Origin of the sequence: Minwuia thermotolerans (assembly GCF_002924445.1) — a bacterium.
Taxonomy (GTDB): Bacteria; Pseudomonadota; Alphaproteobacteria; order Minwuiales; family Minwuiaceae; genus Minwuia; species Minwuia thermotolerans.
The window spans coordinates 302045-321194 of record NZ_PIGG01000026.1 but is presented as its reverse complement, the minus strand read 5'-3'; the positions used below and the strand labels follow the sequence as shown (position 1 = coordinate 321194).

Genomic DNA, 19150 nt, shown 5'->3' with positions numbered 1-19150 from the left:
CCATACAAGTCAGTTTGCCGCGGGCGCGACATTATGTACTGTCCTGCCCGGCCATCGGCCCGAGCTTATCGCCGCCAGTTGGCGCGGCAAGGGAGAGTCTTCAAGCGTGCGCATCCTCATCCAGCTTCTGATCGTCGCGGCCCTCGCGGCCGGCGGCTATTTCGCGTGGACGAACCGCGCGGACCTGCCGCTCGTCGGCGCCTATTTCGCGCCGGCAGTCGAAGGCCAGAAACGGGCCGGTGGCGCCGTTCCGGTCGACGCCGTCATGGTCACGCCGCAGTCGCTCGTGGACACCGTCCGCGTGGTCGGAACCACGAAATCGAACCAGTCCGTGACCATCACCAGCGAGATCGCGGGCCGCATCGCCGAGCTCAATATTTCCGAAGGCCGGCAGATAAGCCGCGGCGACCTTCTGGTGCAGTTCGGCACGGCAGAGATCCGGGCGGAGCTCGAGCGCGCGAAGGCGCAGCTCAACCTGGCCCGGCAGGTCTACGAGCGCGGCGAGGCTACGCGGCGCAAGGGCCTGATCACCGAAGCCCGCACCGAGGAGCTGGCCCAGGGGCTGGCCGCCGCCGAGGCCGAGGTCCGCGCCATCGAGGCCCGCATCGGCAAGTTCACCCTGCGCGCGCCCTTTTCCGGGCGGCTGGGCCTGAAGCAGGCCAGCGTCGGCGCCCTGGTGCAGCCCGGCGAGCCCATTGTCACCCTGGACGACATATCGGTCATCAAGCTGGACTTCGACGTGCCGGAGACGGTGCTGGCGGCGCTGCATCCCGGCCAGGTGGTGCACGCACGCTCTTCGGCCTATCCCGACACGCCGGTGGAGGGAGTCGTCTCCACCATCGACACCCGAATCGATCCCGCAACGCGCGCCGTCACCGTCCGCGCCGAAATCGACAACGCCAACAGCCTGTTGCGGCCGGGCATGTTCCTGACCGTGGAACTGGTCTACGGACGCACCGAGGATGCGCTGATGGTGCCCGAGGAATCCGTCCTGGTGGTCGACGGCGGCGCCTTCGTCTTCACCGTCGTGGATGGCAAGGCCGAGCGCCGCCCGGTCGAGCTGGGCCGCCGCCGGCCGGGCCTGGTCGAGGTTCTGGACGGCGTGGAGCCGGGCGAGACCGTCATTACCGCCGGTGTGCAGAAGGTCCGGCCCGGCGCGCCCGTCACCGTGCGCAATCCGCTGACCGCCTCCGTGAAAGGCTAGGACGATGGTCCTCTCCGATACCGCCATCAAGCGTCCTGTCTTCGCCATCGTCATCAGCCTGGTGCTGATGATCTTCGGTGCGTTCTCCTATGAGAAGATGTCGGTACGCGAATACCCGGACATCGACCCGCCCATCGTCTCGGTGAACACGATCTGGCGCGGCGCCAGCGCCAACATCGTCGAGAGCCAGATCACCCAGGTGCTCGAAGACGAACTGGCCGGCATCGGCGGGGTGAAGCGCATCGCCTCGACCAGCCGCGAGGGATCGTCGTCGATCTCGGTCGAGTTCAACCTCAGCCGCGACATCGACGCCGCGGCCAACGACGTGCGGGACCGCGTCAGCCGCGCCCTCAACCGACTGCCGGTCGACGCCGAGCAGCCCACCGTGGCCAAGAGCGAATCAGACGCCCGGGCGATGATGTGGATGGTGCTCTCCAGCGACCGCATGAACGCCATGGAGCTGACCGACTACGCCGAGCGCCAGCTGATCGACCGCTTTTCCGTGGTCGACGGCGTCAGCCGCGTCCGCACCGGCGGCGGCAAGCGCTTCGCCATGCGCATCTGGCTGAAGAAGAACGAGCTGGCGGCCCGCGGGCTGACGGTCACCGATGTCGAGGCGGCGCTGCGCGAACAGAATATCGATCTGCCCTCGGGCCGGATCGAATCGGTCACCCGGGAGCTCTCGGTACGCACCGAGACCTCGCTGGAGACGGTGGAGCAGTTCCGCAACATCGTCCTTGCCGAGCGGGATGGCTACGTCATCCGCTTGATGGAAGTGGCCGACGTGGCGCTGGGGCCGGAGGACGAGCGCACCGAGTTCCGCTCCAACGGCCAGACGACCGTCGGCGTCGGCGTGATCCGCCAGTCCAAGGCCAACACCCTGGAAGTGGCGCGCGGAGTCCGGGAAGAACTGGCGAAGATCACGCCCGGCCTGCCCGAGGGCATGACGCTCGATCTCTCCTACGACGAATCCGTCTTCATCGAGGAATCGATCGAGGAGGTCTATCGCGCCCTGGTGATCGCCCTCGGTCTGGTCGTGCTGGTGATCTTCGTCTTCCTGCGTTCGATCACCGCCACCATCATCCCGGTTCTCGCCATCCCTGTCTCGATCCTCGCCGCCTTCATCGTCCTGTCGGCCCTGGACTACTCGGTCAACGTGCTGACCCTGCTGGCGCTGGTGCTGGCCATCGGCCTGGTCGTGGACGACGCCATCGTGGTGCTGGAGAACATCCACCGCCGCATCGAAGAAGGCGAACAGCCCCTGCTTGCGGCGCTGCGCGGGGCGCGTCAGATCGCCTTCGCGGTCATCGCCACGACAATCGTCCTGATCGCCGTCTTCGTGCCGATCTCCTTCCTGGAGGGCAATGTCGGACGGCTGTTCCGGGAATTCGGCATCGCCGTCGCCGTGGCGGTGATGTTCTCCAGCTTCATCGCGCTGACGCTGACCCCGATGCTGTGTTCGAAGCTGCTTCGCCCGAGTTCCCAGTCGGGCTGGTTCGGCCGGGTGACGGAGAAGGGCTTCAAGGGACTGTCGAACGGCTACAAGTCGGTGCTGACCTCGGCGCTGAAGCTGCCGATCGTGGTCATCGCCCTGGCTGGCGTGGTCTCGGCCATGGCCTATCTGTTCTATCTCGCCCTGCCGCAGGAACTGGCGCCGCAGGAGGACCGCGGCATCATCTTCGTCAGCGCCACTGCTCCGGAGGGCGCCAGCCTGGAGTTCACCAGCCGCTATGTCGCCGAGGTCGAAGACAAGCTGATGCCGCTGATCGAGGAGGGGATCGGCTCGCGCGTGCTGGTCATCCTGGCGCCGGGCTTCGGCGGGCGCCCGGGCGACGTCAATGTCGGCTTCGGCATCCTCAGGCTTGTCCCCTGGGAGGAGCGCGAGGTGAGCCAGCAGGAGGTGATCGGACGGCTGTTCCCGCAGGTACTGGCTGTTCCGGGCGTGAAGGCCTTCGCCTTCGGCCGGCCGCCCCTGGGCCAGCGGTTTTCGCAAACGCCGGTGCAGTTCGTGATCGGCGGTCCCGACTATGACGTGCTGGAGCGGTGGGCCACGCTCATCGTCGACAAGGCGCGCGAGAACCCGGGCATCCTCAATCCGGACATGAGCTACGACCAGACCCTGCCGGAGCTGCGCGTCGACATCGACCGCGACCGCGCAGCCGATCTGGGCGTCCGAATCGACAGCATCGGCCGCACGCTGGAAACCATGCTGGGCGAACGGCGGGTGACCACCTTCCAGCAGGGTGGCAAGCAGTACGACGTGATCCTCCGGGCGCAGAAGTCCGACCGCTCCAGCCCGCGCGACCTGCGCAACATCTATGTCCGCTCAGGTGAAGGCGATAGCCAGCTGATCCCCCTGGAAAGCCTGGTGTCCCTGTCGGAAGGGGCCACGGCCCGGGAACTGGAACGCACCGACAGGCTGCGCTCCGTCACCATCTCCGCCTCGCTGGCGCCCGGCTACACCCTGGGCGAGGCGCTCGCCTTCCTGGACCGCGTGGCGGCGGAAGAGCTGCCGCCCGAGGCGCGCGTGACCTATGCCGGCGAGTCCGACGAGTTCAAGTCGTCTTCCAGCGCTCTCTACCTCACCTTCGCGCTGGCGCTGGTGATCGTGTTCCTGGCGCTGGCGGCGCAGTTCGAGAGCTTCATCCACCCGTTCGTGATCCTGACGGCGGTGCCGCTGGCGGTGACGGGAGCGCTGGCGACGATGCTCGCCACCGGCATCTCGATCAACGTCTACAGCCAGATCGGGCTGATCATGCTGATCGGCCTGACGGCGAAGAACGCAATCCTGATCGTGGAGTTCGCCAACCAGCTCCGCGACCAGGGCAAGGAGATCCGCGAGGCGGTCATCGAAGCCTCCGCCATTCGGCTGCGGCCCATCCTGATGACCACCATCTCGACCGGGCTCGGCGCCCTGCCGCTGGCGCTGGCGACGGGGGCCGGCTCCGAGACCCGCGCCACCCTCGGCATCGTGATCATCGGCGGCATCGGCTTCTCGACCATCCTGTCGCTGTTCATCGTGCCCCAGTTCTACCTGTTGCTGGCGCGCTTCACGAAGCCGGTCGGCCATGTCGAACGGATGCTCAACCGCCAGGAGCGCGAGGACCGGGAAGGGGGCGACCAGCCGGCCGTGCCGCCCGTCCCCGCCGCCGAATAGCCCGAACCGACCATTGATCAGGGAGGAGAGCATGGCCACGGTCTATCTCGTTCGCCATGGCAAGGCCGCCGCCGCCTTCGACGAGGATCACGATCCGCCGCTGGACAGGATTGGCTCCCGTCAGGCGCTGGTCATGGCCGATCTGCTGGGGCCGAAGGGGCCGATGCCCCTGATCACCAGCCCGATGCGCCGTACGCGGGAGACTGCAACCGCCCTGGAGAACGTCTGGGGATCGCCGGCGCGGGTGGAACCGCGCGTGTCGGAGGTACCCTCGCCGACCGAAGACCTGAAGGCGCGGCGCGAATGGCTGACGGGATTCATGGAAGGCACGTGGTCCGACCCATCCGCCGCCGACCTCGCCGGCTGGCGGCGCGACCTGATCGCGGCGATCGAGGAAATCGAGGAAGACACGGTGGTCTCCAGCCACTTCGTCGCCATCAACACCATCGTCGGCCACCTGACAGGCGAGGACCGTGTGACCCATTTCCGTCCCGACAACTGCTCGGTGACGGTCATCCGCCGGACAGCCGATGGCTGGACGCTGGTCGAGCGCGGCCGGGAGGTCGAGACGGAAGTGCTGTAGGCGGCTGGCCTCGGCCCGGCGCTGTCGCGCCTGCGCCCGGGCGCATCGTTGCCGCCTACCCCTCCCGGCTCAGCCCCCGCCGGTCGAGTTCCTCGCAATAGGCGTCCCAGATCTCCTCGTAGCGGTCGCCGCACTCGTAGAGATAGCTCCAGGAAAAGATGCCGGTGTTGTGGCCGTCGTCGAATTTCAGCCGCACCGCGTAGTTGCCCACGGGTTCGATCTCCGTGATGGCGACGCCGATCTTGCCGGGCACGTACTGACGCTGGGAGGGGCCGTGACCCTTGACCTCGGCCGAGGGGCTCTCGACCCGCAGGAACTCATGGGTGAAGGCGAAGCTGCGCCCGTTCTCGAAATCAACCTCGAGCGTGCGCTCGGCGCTGTTCAGTCGGATCTCGGTCGGCTGCGGCCGGCCCGCCTCCTCATAGACGTCGAGGCTCATCGGGCCGGGGCGTCCTCGTCCAGCTTGCGGGCCTCGTCGACCAGCATGATCGGTATGCCGTCCCGGATGGGATAGGCGAGCCCTGCCTGGCGGCTGATCAGCTCCTGCGCCTCCCGATCGTACTCCAGCGTGCCCCTGGTCAGGGGACACACGAGGATCTCCAGCAGCTTGCGGTCGATTTCCTGCATCATCCCTATGGTCCTTCGCCCCCGCTTCTAACGCCGTGGCGGCGTCCACTTCGCCTCCGGTATGTCGCGCCGCCTGAGCCGAATAGCAAGCCCGACGGCGACGCCGACGCCGATCGCGACCGTCAGGTCGACCAGGACCGTGAGCGTCATCGTCAAAAGAAGCAGCACACGGTCCGAAACCGGCGCGGCGGCATAGCCGCGCCAGCGGTGCGGTTCGCTCATGTTCCACGCCGTGAGAACCAGCAGCGCGGCGAGACAGGGCATCGCCAGATATCCCGCGATGTCGGCGATCAGAAGCACCGCCGCCAGGATCGCCGCCGCATGGACAATGCCGGCCACAGGCGTCCGCCCCCCGGCCCGCACATTGGTCGCCGTCCGCGCGATCGCGCCCGTCGCGGGAAGGCCCGCGAACGCCGCGCTGCCGAGATTCGCCACGCCTTGCGCAATGATCTCGGCGTTCGGCCGATACTGACCGTCGATCATCCGGTCGGCAACCATCGCCGACAACAGGGATTCGATGGCGGCCAGAAAGGCGATCACGACCGCCGAGGGGAACAGTTCGACAATCCGGGCGGCGGATATTTCGGGCAGCGCAGGCCAGGGCAGCCCGGCGGGCAGTTCGCCATAGCGGGAGACGACCGTATCGACCGGCAGACCGGCCAGGGCGACCGCGCAGGATCCGAGACCGACCGCGACGATCAGCCCGGGGAACCGGGGCGCCAGGCGGCGCAGCAGAACGATCCCGGCCATCGTGGCCACCGCCAGGACGACGGCGTGAATGCTGGTCTGTCCCAAGTGACGCCAGAGGACCGGCGCCTTCTCGATGAAATCCGCCGGCAGGTCCTCGATCCCGAGCCCCAGGAAATCGTTGATCTGGCTGGTGGCGATGATGATCGCGATGCCGATCGTGAAACCGTTGATCACGGCCTCGGGGATGAACGCGACCAGCCTTCCCGCCCGGAAGACGCCCGCGATCACCAGAATCAGTCCCGCCATGGCGGTCGCCAGCACGAGACCGTCGAAGCCATGCTCGGCGATCACGCCGTAGACGACGACGATGAAGGCGCCGGTGGGTCCGCCGATCTGGACGCGGCTGCCACCGAGCAGCGAAATCGCGAACCCGGCCACGATCGCCGTGGTCAGCCCGGCGGCTGGCGTCGCGCCGGAAGCGATGGCGATGGCGATGCTGAGCGGGATAGCGACCATGGCCACCGTCAGACCGGCGAACAGGTCCGCGCGGAACAGGCGCCACGAATAGGTGCGCAGCGTGGTCAGGAGCTTCGGTATTCGCATGGGGACGATTTCGTGTGCGGGCTCCGGCCCGGGAATTGATGCCGGCAGGCTACTGCACGGCCGAGCCGCCGTCATCACCTTCGATCAGGGCCATGCGCATCAGCGCCGTCATCACCTCGGCGCGGGCCGCAACCGAACCGGCCTCCAGCAGCGCCTGCTTTTCCGGCGGCCCGAAGGGCAGCATCATCGACAGCGAGTTCACCAGCACCGTGTCGGAGGCGCGCCGGGCGGCGTCCCAGTCCGCCTTCAGCCCGCGCAGGTCGAGAAACGCCTTCAGCGCCTCGTGGAGCTGCTCGCGGTCGACCCCCTGCGGTCCGTCGCCGTCGGCGAAGTCGTCCCTGAAGTCCTCATAGCCGGCCAGCACCTGGCGGTAGGCGGTATCGCATTCCAGCTCCTCGGTCACCCGGAAGCGGCAGACGCCGGCCAGCGCGATCAGGTAGCGGCCGTCGCCGGTTTCCGAGAACTCCACGACCCGGCCCAGACAGCCGACGGAATAGATGTCGGGCGTGCGGCCGTCGCCGCGCTCGTCGTCCTTGGGCTGGATCATCCCGATCATGCGCGCACCCGACATTGCGTCGCGGGTCATGGCGAGGTAGCGCGGCTCGAAGATGTTCAGCGGCAGCCGCCCGCCCGGCAGCAGGATCGCCCCGGCCAGCGGGAACACCGGAATGCGTTCCGGCAGGCTCTCTGAACTGTTGGGGCGTTCCGGGTTCGGCATGGGTTCAAAATGGTCCGATCGGCCGCGATAGACAAGCGGCCCGGCGCATGGTCACGCAGCGGTCCCCGGCGCGCCGTCCACCGCGCGGTGCTGCGTGCCCTCGCCGAAGGTGATGACGGTCAGGTCGCCGGGCGCGACGCAGTAGGCGAAGTGCCAGGCGCCGCGCGGGATAACGCAGGTCTGGCGCGCCTTCAGACGGAAGACGGTTTCGGCGCCGTCCTGCTCGAGAACCACCTTGATCTCGCCCGAATGCAGCACGAACAGCTCGTCGCCCTCCGGGTGCATCTCCCAGTGCGGGAAATCGCTTTCCATGCGGAAGAAGCTGACCAGCGCCTCTCCCTCGATCTCTCCGGCCATCATCTTCGGCCAGAAGTCCGCCGTGTCATGGGCCCGGAAGCGCTGCGCGCCCGTATCGATCATGTAACAGGCGTCGGCCGTTGCCCGCGCATGTTCCGTCATCGCCATCCTCCATTCCGTCCCGCGCCGATTTGGTCTAACAGATAGACCAGACACGACGCCAAGGCACGATCCGGGGAGGCACCACAATGGACACCAAGACTTTCGACAAGGCGAAACTGCCCAGCCGCCACGTCACCGAGGGCTACCAGCGCGCGCCCCACCGTTCCTATTACTACGCCATGGGCATGACGGACGAGGAGATCCACCGTCCGCTGGTCGGCGTGGTCACCACCTGGAACGAGGCCGCGCCCTGCAACATCTCGCTCTCGCGCCAGGCCAAGTGGGCCAAGCGCGGCGTCGAGGAAGCCGGCGGCACCCCGCGCGAGTTCACCACCATCACCGTCACCGACGGCATCGCCATGGGCCACCAGGGCATGAAGGCCTCGCTGGTCAGCCGCGACATCATCGCCGACTCGACCGAGCTCACGGTCCGCGGCCATTGCTATGACGCCCTCGTCGGCCTGGCCGGCTGCGACAAGTCCCTGCCCGGCCTGATGCTGGCCATGGCGCGGCTGAACATCCCGTCGGTCTTCATGTATGGCGGCTCGATCCTGCCCGGCAAGTTCGAGGGCCGCGACGTCACCGTGGTCGACGTCTTCGAGGGCGTGGGCCAGGTCGCCGCCGGCAACTGGACCGAGGAGCGCCTGCACGGCCTGGAATGCGTCGCCTGCCCCTCGGCCGGCTCCTGCGGCGGGCAGTTCACCGCCAACACCATGGCGATGATCTCGGAAGCCATCGGCCTGGCGCTGCCCGGCTCCGCCGGCGCGCCGGCGCCCTACGAGAACCGCGACACCTTCGCCACCGCCTCGGGCCGCGCGGTGATGAACCTGATGGCGCAGAATATCCGCCCGCGCGACATCATCACCCTCGACAGCCTGCACAACGCCGCGACCGTCGTCGCCGCCACCGGCGGCTCGACCAACGCCGGGCTGCACCTGCCGGCGCTGGCGCACGAATGCGGGATCGAGTTCACCCTCGACGACGTCTGCCAGATCTTCAAGCACACGCCCTACATCGCCGACCTCAAGCCCGGCGGGAAGTACGTCGCCAAGGACATGTACGAGATCAACGGCATCTCGGTCGTGATCAAGGAACTGCTGGACGCCGGCTATCTGAAGGGCGACTGCATCACCGTCACCGGCAAGACCCTGGCGGAGAACGTCAAGGACGTGGTCTTCCCCGAGGACCAGGACGTCATCTACCACGTCGCCAACCCGCTGACGCCGACCGGCGGCGTGGTGGGGCTGAAGGGCAATCTCGCCCCCGACGGCGCCATCGTGAAGGTGGCGGGCCTGGGCCGCATGCAGCACTCGGGCCCGGCGCGGGTCTTCGACTGCGAGGAGGACTGCTTCGCCGCCGTCGAGCGCCGTGAGTACAAGGAAGGCGACGTCCTCGTCATCCGCTACGAGGGGCCGAAGGGCGGCCCCGGCATGCGCGAGATGCTGGCGACCACCGCCGCCCTCTACGGCCAGGGCATCTCCGACAAGATCGCGCTGATCACCGACGGGCGCTTCTCCGGCGGCACGCGCGGCTTCTGCATCGGCCATGTGGGCCCGGAAGCGGCGGTCGGCGGCCCGATCGGGCTGCTGCAGGACGGCGACATGATCCACATCGACGCCGACGCCGGCACGCTGCACGTCGACCTGACCGACGCGGAGCTCGAAGCCCGGCGCAAGGAATGGACGCCCCGCGAGACCGACTACCAGTCCGGCGCGATCTGGAAATACGCCCAGACCGTGGGCCCGGCCCATCTAGGCGCCGTCACCCATCCGGGCGGCAAGGCGGAAACGCACTGCTACGCGGATATCTGACCGATCTCCGCGGCTAGCTGAAGAAAGCTGACGGCGCCCTCGGACCCGATCCGAGGGCCCAGCAAACCGAAAGGCTGGGTCCCCGGGTCACGCCCGGGGACGCCGCCTATCGGGACAAGGACAGGACAGACATGACCGACGAGACCCAGGCCACCGCCGACTACATCGCCGCCGCCGCGAAGGCCGCATGGGAGGTGCCGGGCCTGGCCCCCGGCACCGCGCTCCGGCCGGTGACGTCGGTCGGCATCATCGGCGCCGGCACCATGGGCGGCGGCATCGCCATGAACTTCGCCACCGCGGGCGTGCCGGTCACCATCGTCGAGACGAAGGCCGACGCCCTGGAGCGCGGTCTGGCGACGGTGCGCAAGAACTACCAGCGCTCCGCCGAGCGGGGCCGCTTCCCCGCCGACGAGGTCGAGACGCGCATGGGCCGCATCACCGGCACGCTGTCGATGGCGGACCTGGGCGGTTGCGACCTGATCATCGAGGCGGTGTTCGAGGACCTGGAGCTGAAGAAGTCGATCTTCGCCGAGCTCGACCGCATCGCGAAGCCCGGCGCGATCCTGGCCACCAACACTTCCGGCCTCGACATCGACGCCATCGCCGCCGAGACCGGCCGGCCCGGCGACGTCATCGGGCTGCACTTCTTCTCGCCGGCGAACGTCATGAAGCTGCTGGAGATCGTGCGCGCGGCGAGGACCGCCGACGACGTGGTGGCGACCTCCATGGCGGTGGCGCGCGACATCGGCAAGGTGGCCGCGCTGGTCGGCGTCTGCCCCGGCTTCGTCGGCAACCGCATCCTGCGCCAGCGCCAGGTGCAGGCGAACCGGCTGGTCTTCCAGGGCGTCATGCCCTGGGACGTGGACCGGGCGCTGAACGCGTTCGGCTTCCGCATGGGCCCGTTCCAGATGTCCGACCTCGCCGGCCTCGACATCGGCTGGAAGAAGGGCGCGACAACCGAGAACCCGATCCGCGACGCGCTCTGCGAGATGGACCGGCGCGGCCAGAAGACGGGCGCGGGCTATTACGACTACGGCGACGACCGCCAGCCCCGGCCGTCCGCCGTGACCGAGCAGGTGATCGCCGACATCACCGGCGCCGACCCGAAGGCGGGCCGGCCGATGAGCGCCGAGCGGATCATCGAGGCCTGCATCTATCCCATGATCAACGAGGGCGTGCGGATCCTCGAAGACGGCAAGGCCCAGCGCGCCTCCGACATCGACGTCATCTGGCTGAACGGCTATGGCTGGCCGGCCGACAAGGGCGGGCCGATGTTCTACGGCGACCGCATCGGCGCGAAGAAGGTGCTCGACGTCATGGAGCGCATCGCAGCGGAAGACGACCGCTTCGCCCCGGCCGAGACGCTGCGGGAGCTCGCCGCCAGCGGGGGCAGGTTCACCGAGATCGACAAGGGCGGGTTGCGGGTCGGCTAGGCTCTGCCGTCAGCGACTACCCATCTCCTCTTGTCGCCCTTGGACTTGATCCAAGGGCCCAGCGCACCGACGAACTGGGTCCTGGGGTCAAGCCCCAGGACGCCTGTGATTGCATCACTCCGTGTTACGATTCCACCGCTCGGGCCACCGCCGACGGCCCCCGTGCCGCCAGGTCCGGCGGCCACCGAACCGCCCTGCGCCTCTCAGGCCACCTTCTTGCCGGGTAGCGCCTTGACGCCCGCGACGATGTCGCCCCAGAGCTCGGGCTCGGAGGCGTAGGGGGCGTAGAGAGTGAGGCGGTCGACCAGGCCCGCCGCGCGTTGCTCGATCAGCTTCGGAATCTCCGACGGCCGGCCCTTGACGCAGAACTGCTCCACCATCTCGTCGGGCAGTTCGGCGGGCATCTCCGCCCAGCGCCCTTCCTTGGACATGCGGTTCAGGATCGGCCCCAGGTCGTTCCAGCCATGGGCTTCCAGCACGCTGTGATAGTTCGGCGTCGAGCCGTAGAAGGCGAGCAGGCGGCGGACATTGGCCTCGGCCCGCTCGATCGCCTCGTCATTGCGGCCGGTGATGGTGATGATCATCGCCGGCATGTCGAAATCCGCGAGGCTCCGGCCGCTCTTCGCCAGGCCGCGCTCCAGCGCCGGCACCTGCACCTCGTGCAGGAACTTCGGCGTGATGAACGGATGGGCGAACAGGCCGTCGGCGACCTCCCCGGCCATCTCCACCATGCGCGGGCCCAGCCCGCCGACGTGAATCTTCGGCGGCGGCCCGTCCAGCGGCGCCGGCGTGAAGACCGGGTTGGTGACCGCGTGGGTGTAGAACTCGCCGCGGAAATTCAGCTTCGTGCCGTTCTGCCAGTGGTCCCAGATGGCGCGCAGCGCCAGCACGTATTCGCGCATCTGCTTCGCCGGACCGTGCCAGGGCATGGAGAAGCGCTTCTCCACATGGGCGCGGACCTGGGAGCCGATGCCGAGGATGAAGCGGCCCCCGGAATATTCCTGCAGGTTCCAGCTCTGCAGCGCCGTGATCATGGGCGAGCGGGCGAAGGCGATGGCGACGCCGGTGATCAGCTCGATCCGGCTGGAATGCTCGGCCGCCAGCAGCAGGTTGAAGAAGGGATCGACATTGGTTTCCAGCGTGAAGGCGCCGTCGAAGCCCATCTCCTCCAGCAGCCTGATCCGCTCCGGCACGATCGCCAGATTGCCGTCATAGAGTCTCAGATCGTCCACCCCCGGAAACAGCGCCCCGTCGATCTTCATGCAATCCTCCCCTTCGCGTCCGTCGCCCGGTTCAGCGCGAGACGCGCACCGGCAGCCGGCTGATCCCGTGTATCAGATTGGAATAGACGCGCTCCGGCCCGCCCTTCACCTCGATGGCGCTGAACCGCGACAGCGCTTCCTCCCACAGGATCCGCAGCTGCAGGTCGGCCAGCCGGCGGCCGACGCAATGGTGGATGCCGAAGCCGTAGGAGAGATGCTGGCGCGGACGGCGGCGGTCGACGATGAAACGGTCGGGTTCGTCGATCACCTCCTCGTCGCGGTTGCCGGAAATGTACCAGAGCACGACCTTGTCGCCCTTGCGGATCGTCTGGCCGCGGAATTCGACGTCGCGCGTCGCCGTGCGGCGGAAGTGCACGATGGGCGACTGCATGCGCACGATCTCGGACACCATGGAAGGAATGAGATTCGGGTTGGCGCGCACCTTCGCCATTTCGGCCGGGTTGTTGTGCAGGAACCAGACGCCGCCGGACATGGAGTTCCGGGTCGTGTCGTTGCCGCCGACGATGAGCAGCTGCAGATTGCCGAGAAACTCCTCGGCGTCCATATGGCGAGTGTCCGGGGAGTGGGCCAGCATGGAGATCAGGTCGAAGCGCGGCTCCGCGTCGACGCGTTCGTCCCAGAGGCGCTTGAAATAGTCATAGCACTTCTGCAGCTCCTGACGCCGCTTCACCGGGGAATCGATCGGCCCGCCCGCGCGGCTGTCGGCGGTGACCACGTCCGACCACCAGGTCAGCAGATGCCGGTCCTCCCACGGGAAGTCGAACATCGTCGCCAGCATCTGGGTCGTCAGCTCGACGGAGACCGTCTCGACCCAGTCGAAGGTCTCGTCCAGCGGCAGGTTGTCCAGCACACGCCCCGTGCGTTCCCGGATCGTGTCCTCCAGCGTCTTCAGGCTGGTCGGCGACACCATGGGGCTGACCGCCCTGCGCTGACCGGTATGCTTCGGCGGGTCCATGGTTATGAACGCCGGCGAAGTGAACTCGGGCGAAATGTCCGCCATCGTGACGCCGCCATGGCTGGAGTCCGACGAGAAGGTCTCGGTGTCCAGTTCGACTTCGACGATGTCCTTGTACTTCGTGATCGACCAGTAGGGGCCGTAGCGGCTCTGCGCGCAGTAGTGGACCGGCGCGTCCCGGCGCAGCCGCGCCAGATAGGGCCAGATCGTGTCGTCCCTGAAGCGTTCCGCCAGGCTGATGTCGATCGCGTCCAGCGGCAGCGATTCCGCATCCGCCTGTGGATCGAATTCCGCGACTGCGCTCATCGAAGCCTCCCCCGGTCTTGCGGCCCATCCTCCCCAGGCGGGCAACGCTGATCCTAGACCCGGCGCGCATCGAGCGCGAGGCCAAGTGTCAGCCGACGGCTTTCGCCCCGCGCAGGCGTTCGATCTCGTCGGCGGCGTAACCCGCCTCGGCCAGGATCTCGTCGGTGTGTTCGCCCAGAGCCGGCGCGCCGCGGCGGTATTCCGGTGTCGTGCCTTCGAAGCGGGCGGCGGTCCGCGTCTGGCGCAGCCGGCCGGCGACCGGGTGGTCGTGCTCGCGCAGGATATCGGAGGCCAGGATCTGCGGATGCCGGATCACGTCCTTGCGGTGCAGCACCGGGGCGCAGGGCACGCCGGCGGGCTCCAGCAGCCCCATAAGTTCGTCGGTGGTGCGGTCGCGCAGCACCGACTGGATCAGCTCCAGGCGCGCATCGATGTTGAGATCGCGCAGTTCCGTGGTGGCGAACCGTTCGTCCTCCAGCCATTCGGGCTTGCCCATGGTCTCGCAGAAGGCGCGCCACTGGCGGTCGGTCATGACGGCGACCGACATGTGGCCGTCCTTCGTCTCGTAGATCAGGTCGATGAAGCTCGCCGCGCGCTGCTGGCTGACCTCCTTGCCCACATAGGTCTGCGCGCCCATGTCGGAGGCCCAGAGAAAGGCCAGTACGGAGTCGAGCATGGAGAGCTTCACATGCTGCCCCTGGCCCGTCCGTTCCTTCGCCAGCAGCGCCGCCGTGATGGCCTGGCTGGCGGTCACCGCCGTCAGCTTGTCGGGCACGATGGTGCGGATCAGCCGCGGCCGTTGCCGGTCCGAGCCGCCCTGGACCGAGGCGAGCCCGGACAGCGCCTGCACGATCGGGTCGTAGACAGGCTTCTGCGCGAAGGGACCATTCTCGCCGAAACCGGAAATCGAGACGTAGACAATGTCAGGCTTCACTTCCCGGATGGCATCATAGCCGACGCCGAGACGGTCGACGACGCCGGGGCGGAAATTCTGCACCATGGCGTCGGCGGTCCGCGCGAGCCGCTTGATCACCTTCACGCCTTCCGCACTCTTCAGGTCGAGCGAGATGGAGCGCTTGTTGCGGTTGTTGTTGAGGAAACTGGCCGAGACCCCGTTCTGCCTGTTGCCGGCCTGACGGGTGAAATCGCCGGTCCCCGGCGGCTCGACCTTGATCACGTCAGCGCCCTGGTCGGCCAGCATCATGGTGCCGAAGGGGCCGGAGATCACCGCGCTGAGATCGAGGATGCGGATGCCGTCGAGGGGTCCGGCCATGGGCTCTGTCTCCGTGTCGTGCAGATACCGCCCATGGTGGCGCGAAATCGGGCGGGGGCAAGTGCAACGCCATTGCCGGCGCACTCGGGCCAGGACCCGAGGGCCCAGGACAGACATCCATCCGGGTGCTCGGGTCAAGCCCGAGCACGCCGTCCTCTTCGCTTGTCCAACGACTGACTACCCTGCCACGGATTCCAGGCGCTGGCGGCAGGCGTCGCCGAAAGCGCGCCAGATCTTCTCGTGCACCGGGTACTTTCCCGGATCGGCCTCGGCGTGCCATTGCACGCCCAGGGCAAAAGCCTTGGCGCCGCGGACGCTGACCGCCTCGATCGACCCGTCGGCGGCGGTCGCTTCCACCACGAGCCGGTCGGCGACGCGCTTGACCCCCTGGCCATGCAGCGAGTTCACCTTGACCTCGCGGGCGCCTTCCAGGATGCGCGCCAGCAGGCCGTCATGGCGGATGGCGATGCCGTGGCGCGGCGCGAGCTGTTCCTCGACCGGCTTCTCGCGCGGGCGGCGGTGGTCGAACTTGCCGGGAACATGGCGCAGATGCTGATGCAGCGAACCGCCCAGGGCGACGTTCATTTCCTGGATGCCGCGGCAGATGCCAAGCAGTGGCACGCCGTGCTCCAGGCAGGCGTGGGTGAGCGCGAAGGCGGTGGTGTCGCGGCCGGCGTCGCGCTCGCCGCTTTCGGCCTCCTCGTCCTCGCCGTAGAGATGCGGCTGGATGTTCGACGCGCCCCCCGTCAGCACCACACCATGAATTCCGGCAACCAGACTGCCGATGGCGGAGATGTCGAGCAGCGCCGGCAGCAGCACCGGCGTGGCCTCGGCGTAGTCGACCGCCGAGTGGATGTAATTCTCGCCGGAGGCATGGAAACGGTGACCGTCGAGTTCGCGCCGGTTGGTGGCGATGGCCACGACGGGCCGGATCGCAGCGCTCATGGGCTGGTCGCCCAGGGGGCCTTGGGCTCGTCGAAGCGGAAGGCATCCCGCGGCAGTTCGCGGTTCAGGCTGAGATCGGTCAGCGCGACCTGCGTCTCCTGCTCCTGCGCGTCGACCAGTCGCCAGCCGCGCAGCGTCATCGGATCGGTGGTGAAGTGGAAGGTGATCGCGCCCTGTTCCGGGTCGTCACGGTCGCGCACCCGGAAGCGGACGGTATTGCCCTCCTCGCGGACCTGATCTACCACCGTGTCGCGGAGAAGGTCGACATCCCGCCGCACCAGGTAGCTGAGCGGCGTGTCCGACAGTGGCCATTGCGAAAGCTGGCCGACCTCGTAGTCGATGAAGCTCACCAGCGCGCCGTCGGAGACCAGCAGGATCTCGGAGGGTGGCGCATAGTCGAAGCGGATCAGCCCCGGCCGGCGCAGCATCAGTTCGCCCTCGGCGACGCCGCCGTTCGGCGCCTGCTGCACGAAGTCCGCACTCAGGGTCTCGATATCCTGCAGGTACTGCTCCGCCGCCCGGACCGTGGCGCGCTCCTCGTCCGTCAGCGCCAGCGCGGGCTGCGCCAGCAGAAACGCCGCCGCGAGGGCGGCCAGCAGCCTAGAAATCACTGATGATCCCCTTGTTTTCCCAGTCGCCGTATCGCGTCGGCTCCGGGCCCTTGCGGCCTTCCCGCTCGCCCGGCGCCTGCTCCAGCCTGTGCGCGGCCTTACGGCGGCGCAGCTTGCCGTCTTCCGTCTCGTCGAACTCCGGGTTATCGGCTTTTCCTGTATCGGTCATGAACGGCCTTCCGTTGAATGCTTGCGCGGCGGTACGGGAGCCTTAGATATTAGCGGACGCAACGCCTTCAACACGGAAAATCATGAACTACGCACGCACCGCGCTGCTGCTGGCCGCGATGACGGCGATCCTGATGACCGCCGGTTACCTGATCGGCGGCCAGGGCGGCCTGATCATCGCGCTGGTCGTGGCCTTCGCCATGAACGCCTTCTCGTTCTGGAACGCCGACAAGATCGTCCTGCGCATGTACCGCGCGAAAGAGGTCGACAGCCGCTCCGCGCCCGAGTTCCACGGCCTGGTGGCGGACCTCGCCACCCACGCCGGCCTGCCGATGCCGAAGGTCTATCTGATCGAGTCCGACCAGCCCAACGCCTTTGCCACCGGCCGCAGCCCCGACAAGGCGGCGGTTGCGGCGACCACCGGCCTGTTGCGCCGTCTGAACCGCAACGAGATCGCCGGCGTCATGGCGCACGAACTGTCCCACGTGAAGAACCGCGACACGCTGACGATGACGGTCACTGCGACCATCGCCGGCGCCATCGGCATGCTGGCCAACTTCGCGCTGTTCTTCGGCATGTTCGGCCGCAACGACAACAACCCGCTCGGTTTCGTCGGCACGCTGCTGGTCGCCATGCTGGCGCCGGTCGCGGCCATGCTGGTGCAGATGGCCATCAGCCGCACGCGCGAATATTCCGCCGACCGGGGCGGCGCCGAGATCTGCGGCAACCCGCTCTGGCTCGCATCGGCGCTGGAGAAGCTCGACGCCTACGCCCGCGGCATCGACAACCACCGCGCCGAGCGCAACCCGGCAACGGCCCACATGTTCATCATCAACCCGCTGCACGCCCATTCGGTTGACGGCCTGTTCTCCACGCACCCGGCGACGGCGAACCGGGTCGCGCGGCTACGGGAGTTGGCTGGTCAGATGCAGGACCGCGCCGCCGGTCCCCGCGCTACTTCAGTTCCGGTCACCGATCCCGGCCCGACGCGCAACAGGCCCTGGGGTTGAGCCCCCCTCCCCCCGCAAGGGCGGCTGCGCTCGACACCCTCAGGCGTGTCCTCGACCGGGGCCAGCCGCTCGACGAGGCGCTGACGTCGGCGGCGGGGCGGCTGGAAGACCGCGAGCGCCGCTTCGTCCGCGCCATCGCGCTGGCCAGCCTGCGCCACAAGGGCTCCATCGAGCACCTGATCGCGCGCTACCTCTCGCGGCCATTGCCGAAATCGGGCCGCGACGCCCATCTGGCGCTGCTCGCCGGCGCGGCGCAGCTTCTCTTTCTCGGCAGTCCCGCGCATGCGGTGGTCAACGAACAGGTCAACCTGCTGGGCCAGCGCAGCAAGTTCCGCGGCGTGGTCAACGCGGTGCTTCGCCGCTTCGACCGCGACGGCCGGCGCGAGATCGGGCAGCCCGAAGCCCGAAGCCACGACCTGCCGGACTGGCTCGCGCGGCGCTGGCGCGCCCGCTTCGGCGAGGACACGCTGTCGGCCATCGCCGGCGTCTTGTGGCAGGACGCCGTACCGCTCGACCTCACCGTGAAATCGGACCCGGACGGCTGGGCCGCGCGTCTGGGAGGCGAAGTCCTGCCCACAGGCTCGGTCCGTATCGCCACCGGGGGACCTGTGCCGGACCTGGAAGGCTTCGACGAGGGGCGCTGGTGGGTGCAGGACGCCGCCGCCACCCTGCCCGTGCGGCTGTTCGGCGATCTCTCCGGCAGATCCCTGCTCGACGCCTGCGCTGCGCCCGGCGGCAAGACGGCCCAGGCCGCGGCCGGCGGCGCGCGGGTCACGGCGGTCGACCGCTCGCCCAAACGGCTGCAGACCCTGCAGTCCAATCTGGATCGCCTGGAACTCGAGGCCGAGACGGTCGCCGCCGACTTCCGCAACTTCGACCGCGAAGAGGTCTTCGACGCGGTGTTGCTGGACGCGCCCTGCACCGCGACGGGTACGCTCCGCCGCCATCCCGATATCGGCTGGCTGCGCGGCGAGGCCGACGTTGCGGCGCTGTCGGGCGCGCAGGACGAACTGCTGGACCGCGCCGCCGGTTTCGTCGCCCCCGGAGGTACACTGGTCTACTGCACCTGCTCCATGGAGCCCGAGGAGGGCGAGACGCGCATCGCCGCCTTCCTGGCGCGGCATGAAGGCTTTCGCCGCGCGCCCGTCGACGCGGCGGCGCTGGGCCTGCCGTCCGACGCGGCAACCGCCGAGGGGGACCTTCGGACCCTGCCCAGCCATCTCGGCGAACGCGGCGGAATGGACGGATTCTTCGCGGCCCGGCTTGTGCATGCTTGATACCCGGCCACATTGTCGGGCAGCCGCGAAACTGGTA

18 protein-coding genes are annotated in these 19150 nt (G+C 68.2%); 7 read left to right on the top strand and 11 right to left on the bottom strand.

Going from position 1 to position 19150, the window contains the following annotated elements; genetic code table 11:
- Positions 1–106 precede the first annotated feature (106 nt).
- Genes CWC60_RS07315 through CWC60_RS07305 form a run of 3 tightly spaced genes read left to right on the top strand, consistent with a single transcriptional unit; the run spans position 107 to position 4944 of the window.
- Entirely contained in the window at positions 107–1204 is a 1098-nt protein-coding gene (locus CWC60_RS07315; protein ID WP_109793324.1) for an efflux RND transporter periplasmic adaptor subunit, read from the top strand.
- 4 nt (positions 1205–1208) lie between these two features.
- Complete coding sequence (locus CWC60_RS07310) at positions 1209–4361, top strand: efflux RND transporter permease subunit (protein WP_109793323.1); 3153 nt, start codon at positions 1209–1211, stop codon at positions 4359–4361.
- Between the two features lie 31 nt (positions 4362–4392).
- Positions 4393–4944, top strand: a complete 552-nt coding sequence (locus tag CWC60_RS07305) for a histidine phosphatase family protein (protein ID WP_164516421.1) — start codon at positions 4393–4395, stop codon at positions 4942–4944.
- A 55-nt stretch (positions 4945–4999) separates the two neighbouring features.
- On the opposite strand, the gene CWC60_RS07300 is transcribed toward CWC60_RS07305, so the two are convergent.
- From CWC60_RS07300 to CWC60_RS07280, 5 genes are read right to left on the bottom strand one after another with little or no spacing between them, the layout of a single operon-like run.
- Complete coding sequence (locus CWC60_RS07300; protein WP_109793321.1) at positions 5000–5383, bottom strand: gamma-butyrobetaine hydroxylase family protein; 384 nt, start codon at positions 5381–5383, stop codon at positions 5000–5002.
- A complete protein-coding gene (locus tag CWC60_RS07295) occupies positions 5380–5571 on the bottom strand; it encodes a Trm112 family protein (protein WP_109793423.1) in 192 nt (63 codons plus the stop codon). Before CWC60_RS07295 ends, CWC60_RS07300 begins: the two co-directional genes overlap by 4 nt.
- Positions 5572–5598: 27 nt before the next feature.
- Positions 5599–6864, bottom strand: coding sequence for a SulP family inorganic anion transporter (locus CWC60_RS07290; RefSeq protein WP_109793320.1), 1266 nt, complete (start codon positions 6862–6864; stop codon positions 5599–5601).
- Between the two features lie 49 nt (positions 6865–6913).
- Complete coding sequence (locus CWC60_RS07285) at positions 6914–7582, bottom strand: LON peptidase substrate-binding domain-containing protein (RefSeq protein ID WP_109793319.1); 669 nt, start codon at positions 7580–7582, stop codon at positions 6914–6916.
- A gap of 51 nt (positions 7583–7633) precedes the next feature.
- Positions 7634–8041, bottom strand: coding sequence for a cupin domain-containing protein (locus CWC60_RS07280; protein WP_109796359.1), 408 nt, complete (start codon positions 8039–8041; stop codon positions 7634–7636).
- Between the two features lie 86 nt (positions 8042–8127).
- Here CWC60_RS07280 and ilvD point away from each other — a divergent pair, with 86 nt between their 5' ends.
- Positions 8128–9852 carry a dihydroxy-acid dehydratase gene (gene ilvD / locus CWC60_RS07275; protein ID WP_109793317.1) on the top strand — a complete coding sequence of 575 codons (1725 nt, stop codon included), beginning with the start codon at positions 8128–8130 and terminating at the stop codon, positions 9850–9852.
- A 131-nt stretch (positions 9853–9983) separates the two neighbouring features.
- On the top strand, positions 9984–11285 hold the full coding sequence (locus CWC60_RS07270; protein WP_109793316.1) for a 3-hydroxyacyl-CoA dehydrogenase: 1302 nt from the start codon (positions 9984–9986) through the stop codon (positions 11283–11285).
- A 203-nt stretch (positions 11286–11488) separates the two neighbouring features.
- Here CWC60_RS07270 and CWC60_RS07265 read toward each other — a convergent pair whose 3' ends face one another.
- The 6 genes from CWC60_RS07265 to CWC60_RS07240 all read right to left on the bottom strand — a co-directional run bounded on the left by CWC60_RS07265 (position 11489) and on the right by CWC60_RS07240 (position 16827).
- Complete coding sequence (locus CWC60_RS07265) at positions 11489–12547, bottom strand: TIGR03617 family F420-dependent LLM class oxidoreductase (protein WP_109793315.1); 1059 nt, start codon at positions 12545–12547, stop codon at positions 11489–11491.
- A gap of 31 nt (positions 12548–12578) precedes the next feature.
- Positions 12579–13829, bottom strand: a complete 1251-nt coding sequence (locus CWC60_RS07260; RefSeq protein ID WP_109793314.1) for a cytochrome P450 — start codon at positions 13827–13829, stop codon at positions 12579–12581.
- An 88-nt stretch (positions 13830–13917) separates the two neighbouring features.
- On the bottom strand, positions 13918–15102 hold the full coding sequence (locus tag CWC60_RS07255; protein ID WP_109793313.1) for a CaiB/BaiF CoA transferase family protein: 1185 nt from the start codon (positions 15100–15102) through the stop codon (positions 13918–13920).
- Positions 15103–15279: 177 nt separating this feature from the next.
- The gene (locus CWC60_RS07250) at positions 15280–16047 is read right to left on the bottom strand and encodes a gamma-glutamyl-gamma-aminobutyrate hydrolase family protein (RefSeq protein WP_109793312.1); all 768 of its coding nucleotides are present in this window, start codon (positions 16045–16047) and stop codon (positions 15280–15282) included.
- Positions 16044–16658, bottom strand: coding sequence for a LolA family protein (locus tag CWC60_RS07245; protein WP_109793311.1), 615 nt, complete (start codon positions 16656–16658; stop codon positions 16044–16046). Before CWC60_RS07245 ends, CWC60_RS07250 begins: the two co-directional genes overlap by 4 nt.
- The gene (locus CWC60_RS07240) at positions 16648–16827 is read right to left on the bottom strand and encodes a DUF1674 domain-containing protein (protein WP_109793310.1); all 180 of its coding nucleotides are present in this window, start codon (positions 16825–16827) and stop codon (positions 16648–16650) included. The genes CWC60_RS07245 and CWC60_RS07240 overlap by 11 nt, the downstream gene beginning before the upstream one ends.
- An 82-nt stretch (positions 16828–16909) precedes the next feature.
- On the opposite strand from CWC60_RS07240, the gene htpX reads away from it, so the two are divergent.
- Together htpX and CWC60_RS07230 are read left to right on the top strand one after the other, a co-directional pair.
- A complete protein-coding gene (gene htpX / locus CWC60_RS07235; RefSeq protein ID WP_109793309.1) occupies positions 16910–17836 on the top strand; it encodes a zinc metalloprotease HtpX in 927 nt (308 codons plus the stop codon).
- The gene (locus CWC60_RS07230; protein WP_206419810.1) at positions 17833–19113 is read left to right on the top strand and encodes an RsmB/NOP family class I SAM-dependent RNA methyltransferase; all 1281 of its coding nucleotides are present in this window, start codon (positions 17833–17835) and stop codon (positions 19111–19113) included. The genes htpX and CWC60_RS07230 overlap by 4 nt, the downstream gene beginning before the upstream one ends.
- Positions 19114–19150: the final 37 nt, after the last annotated feature.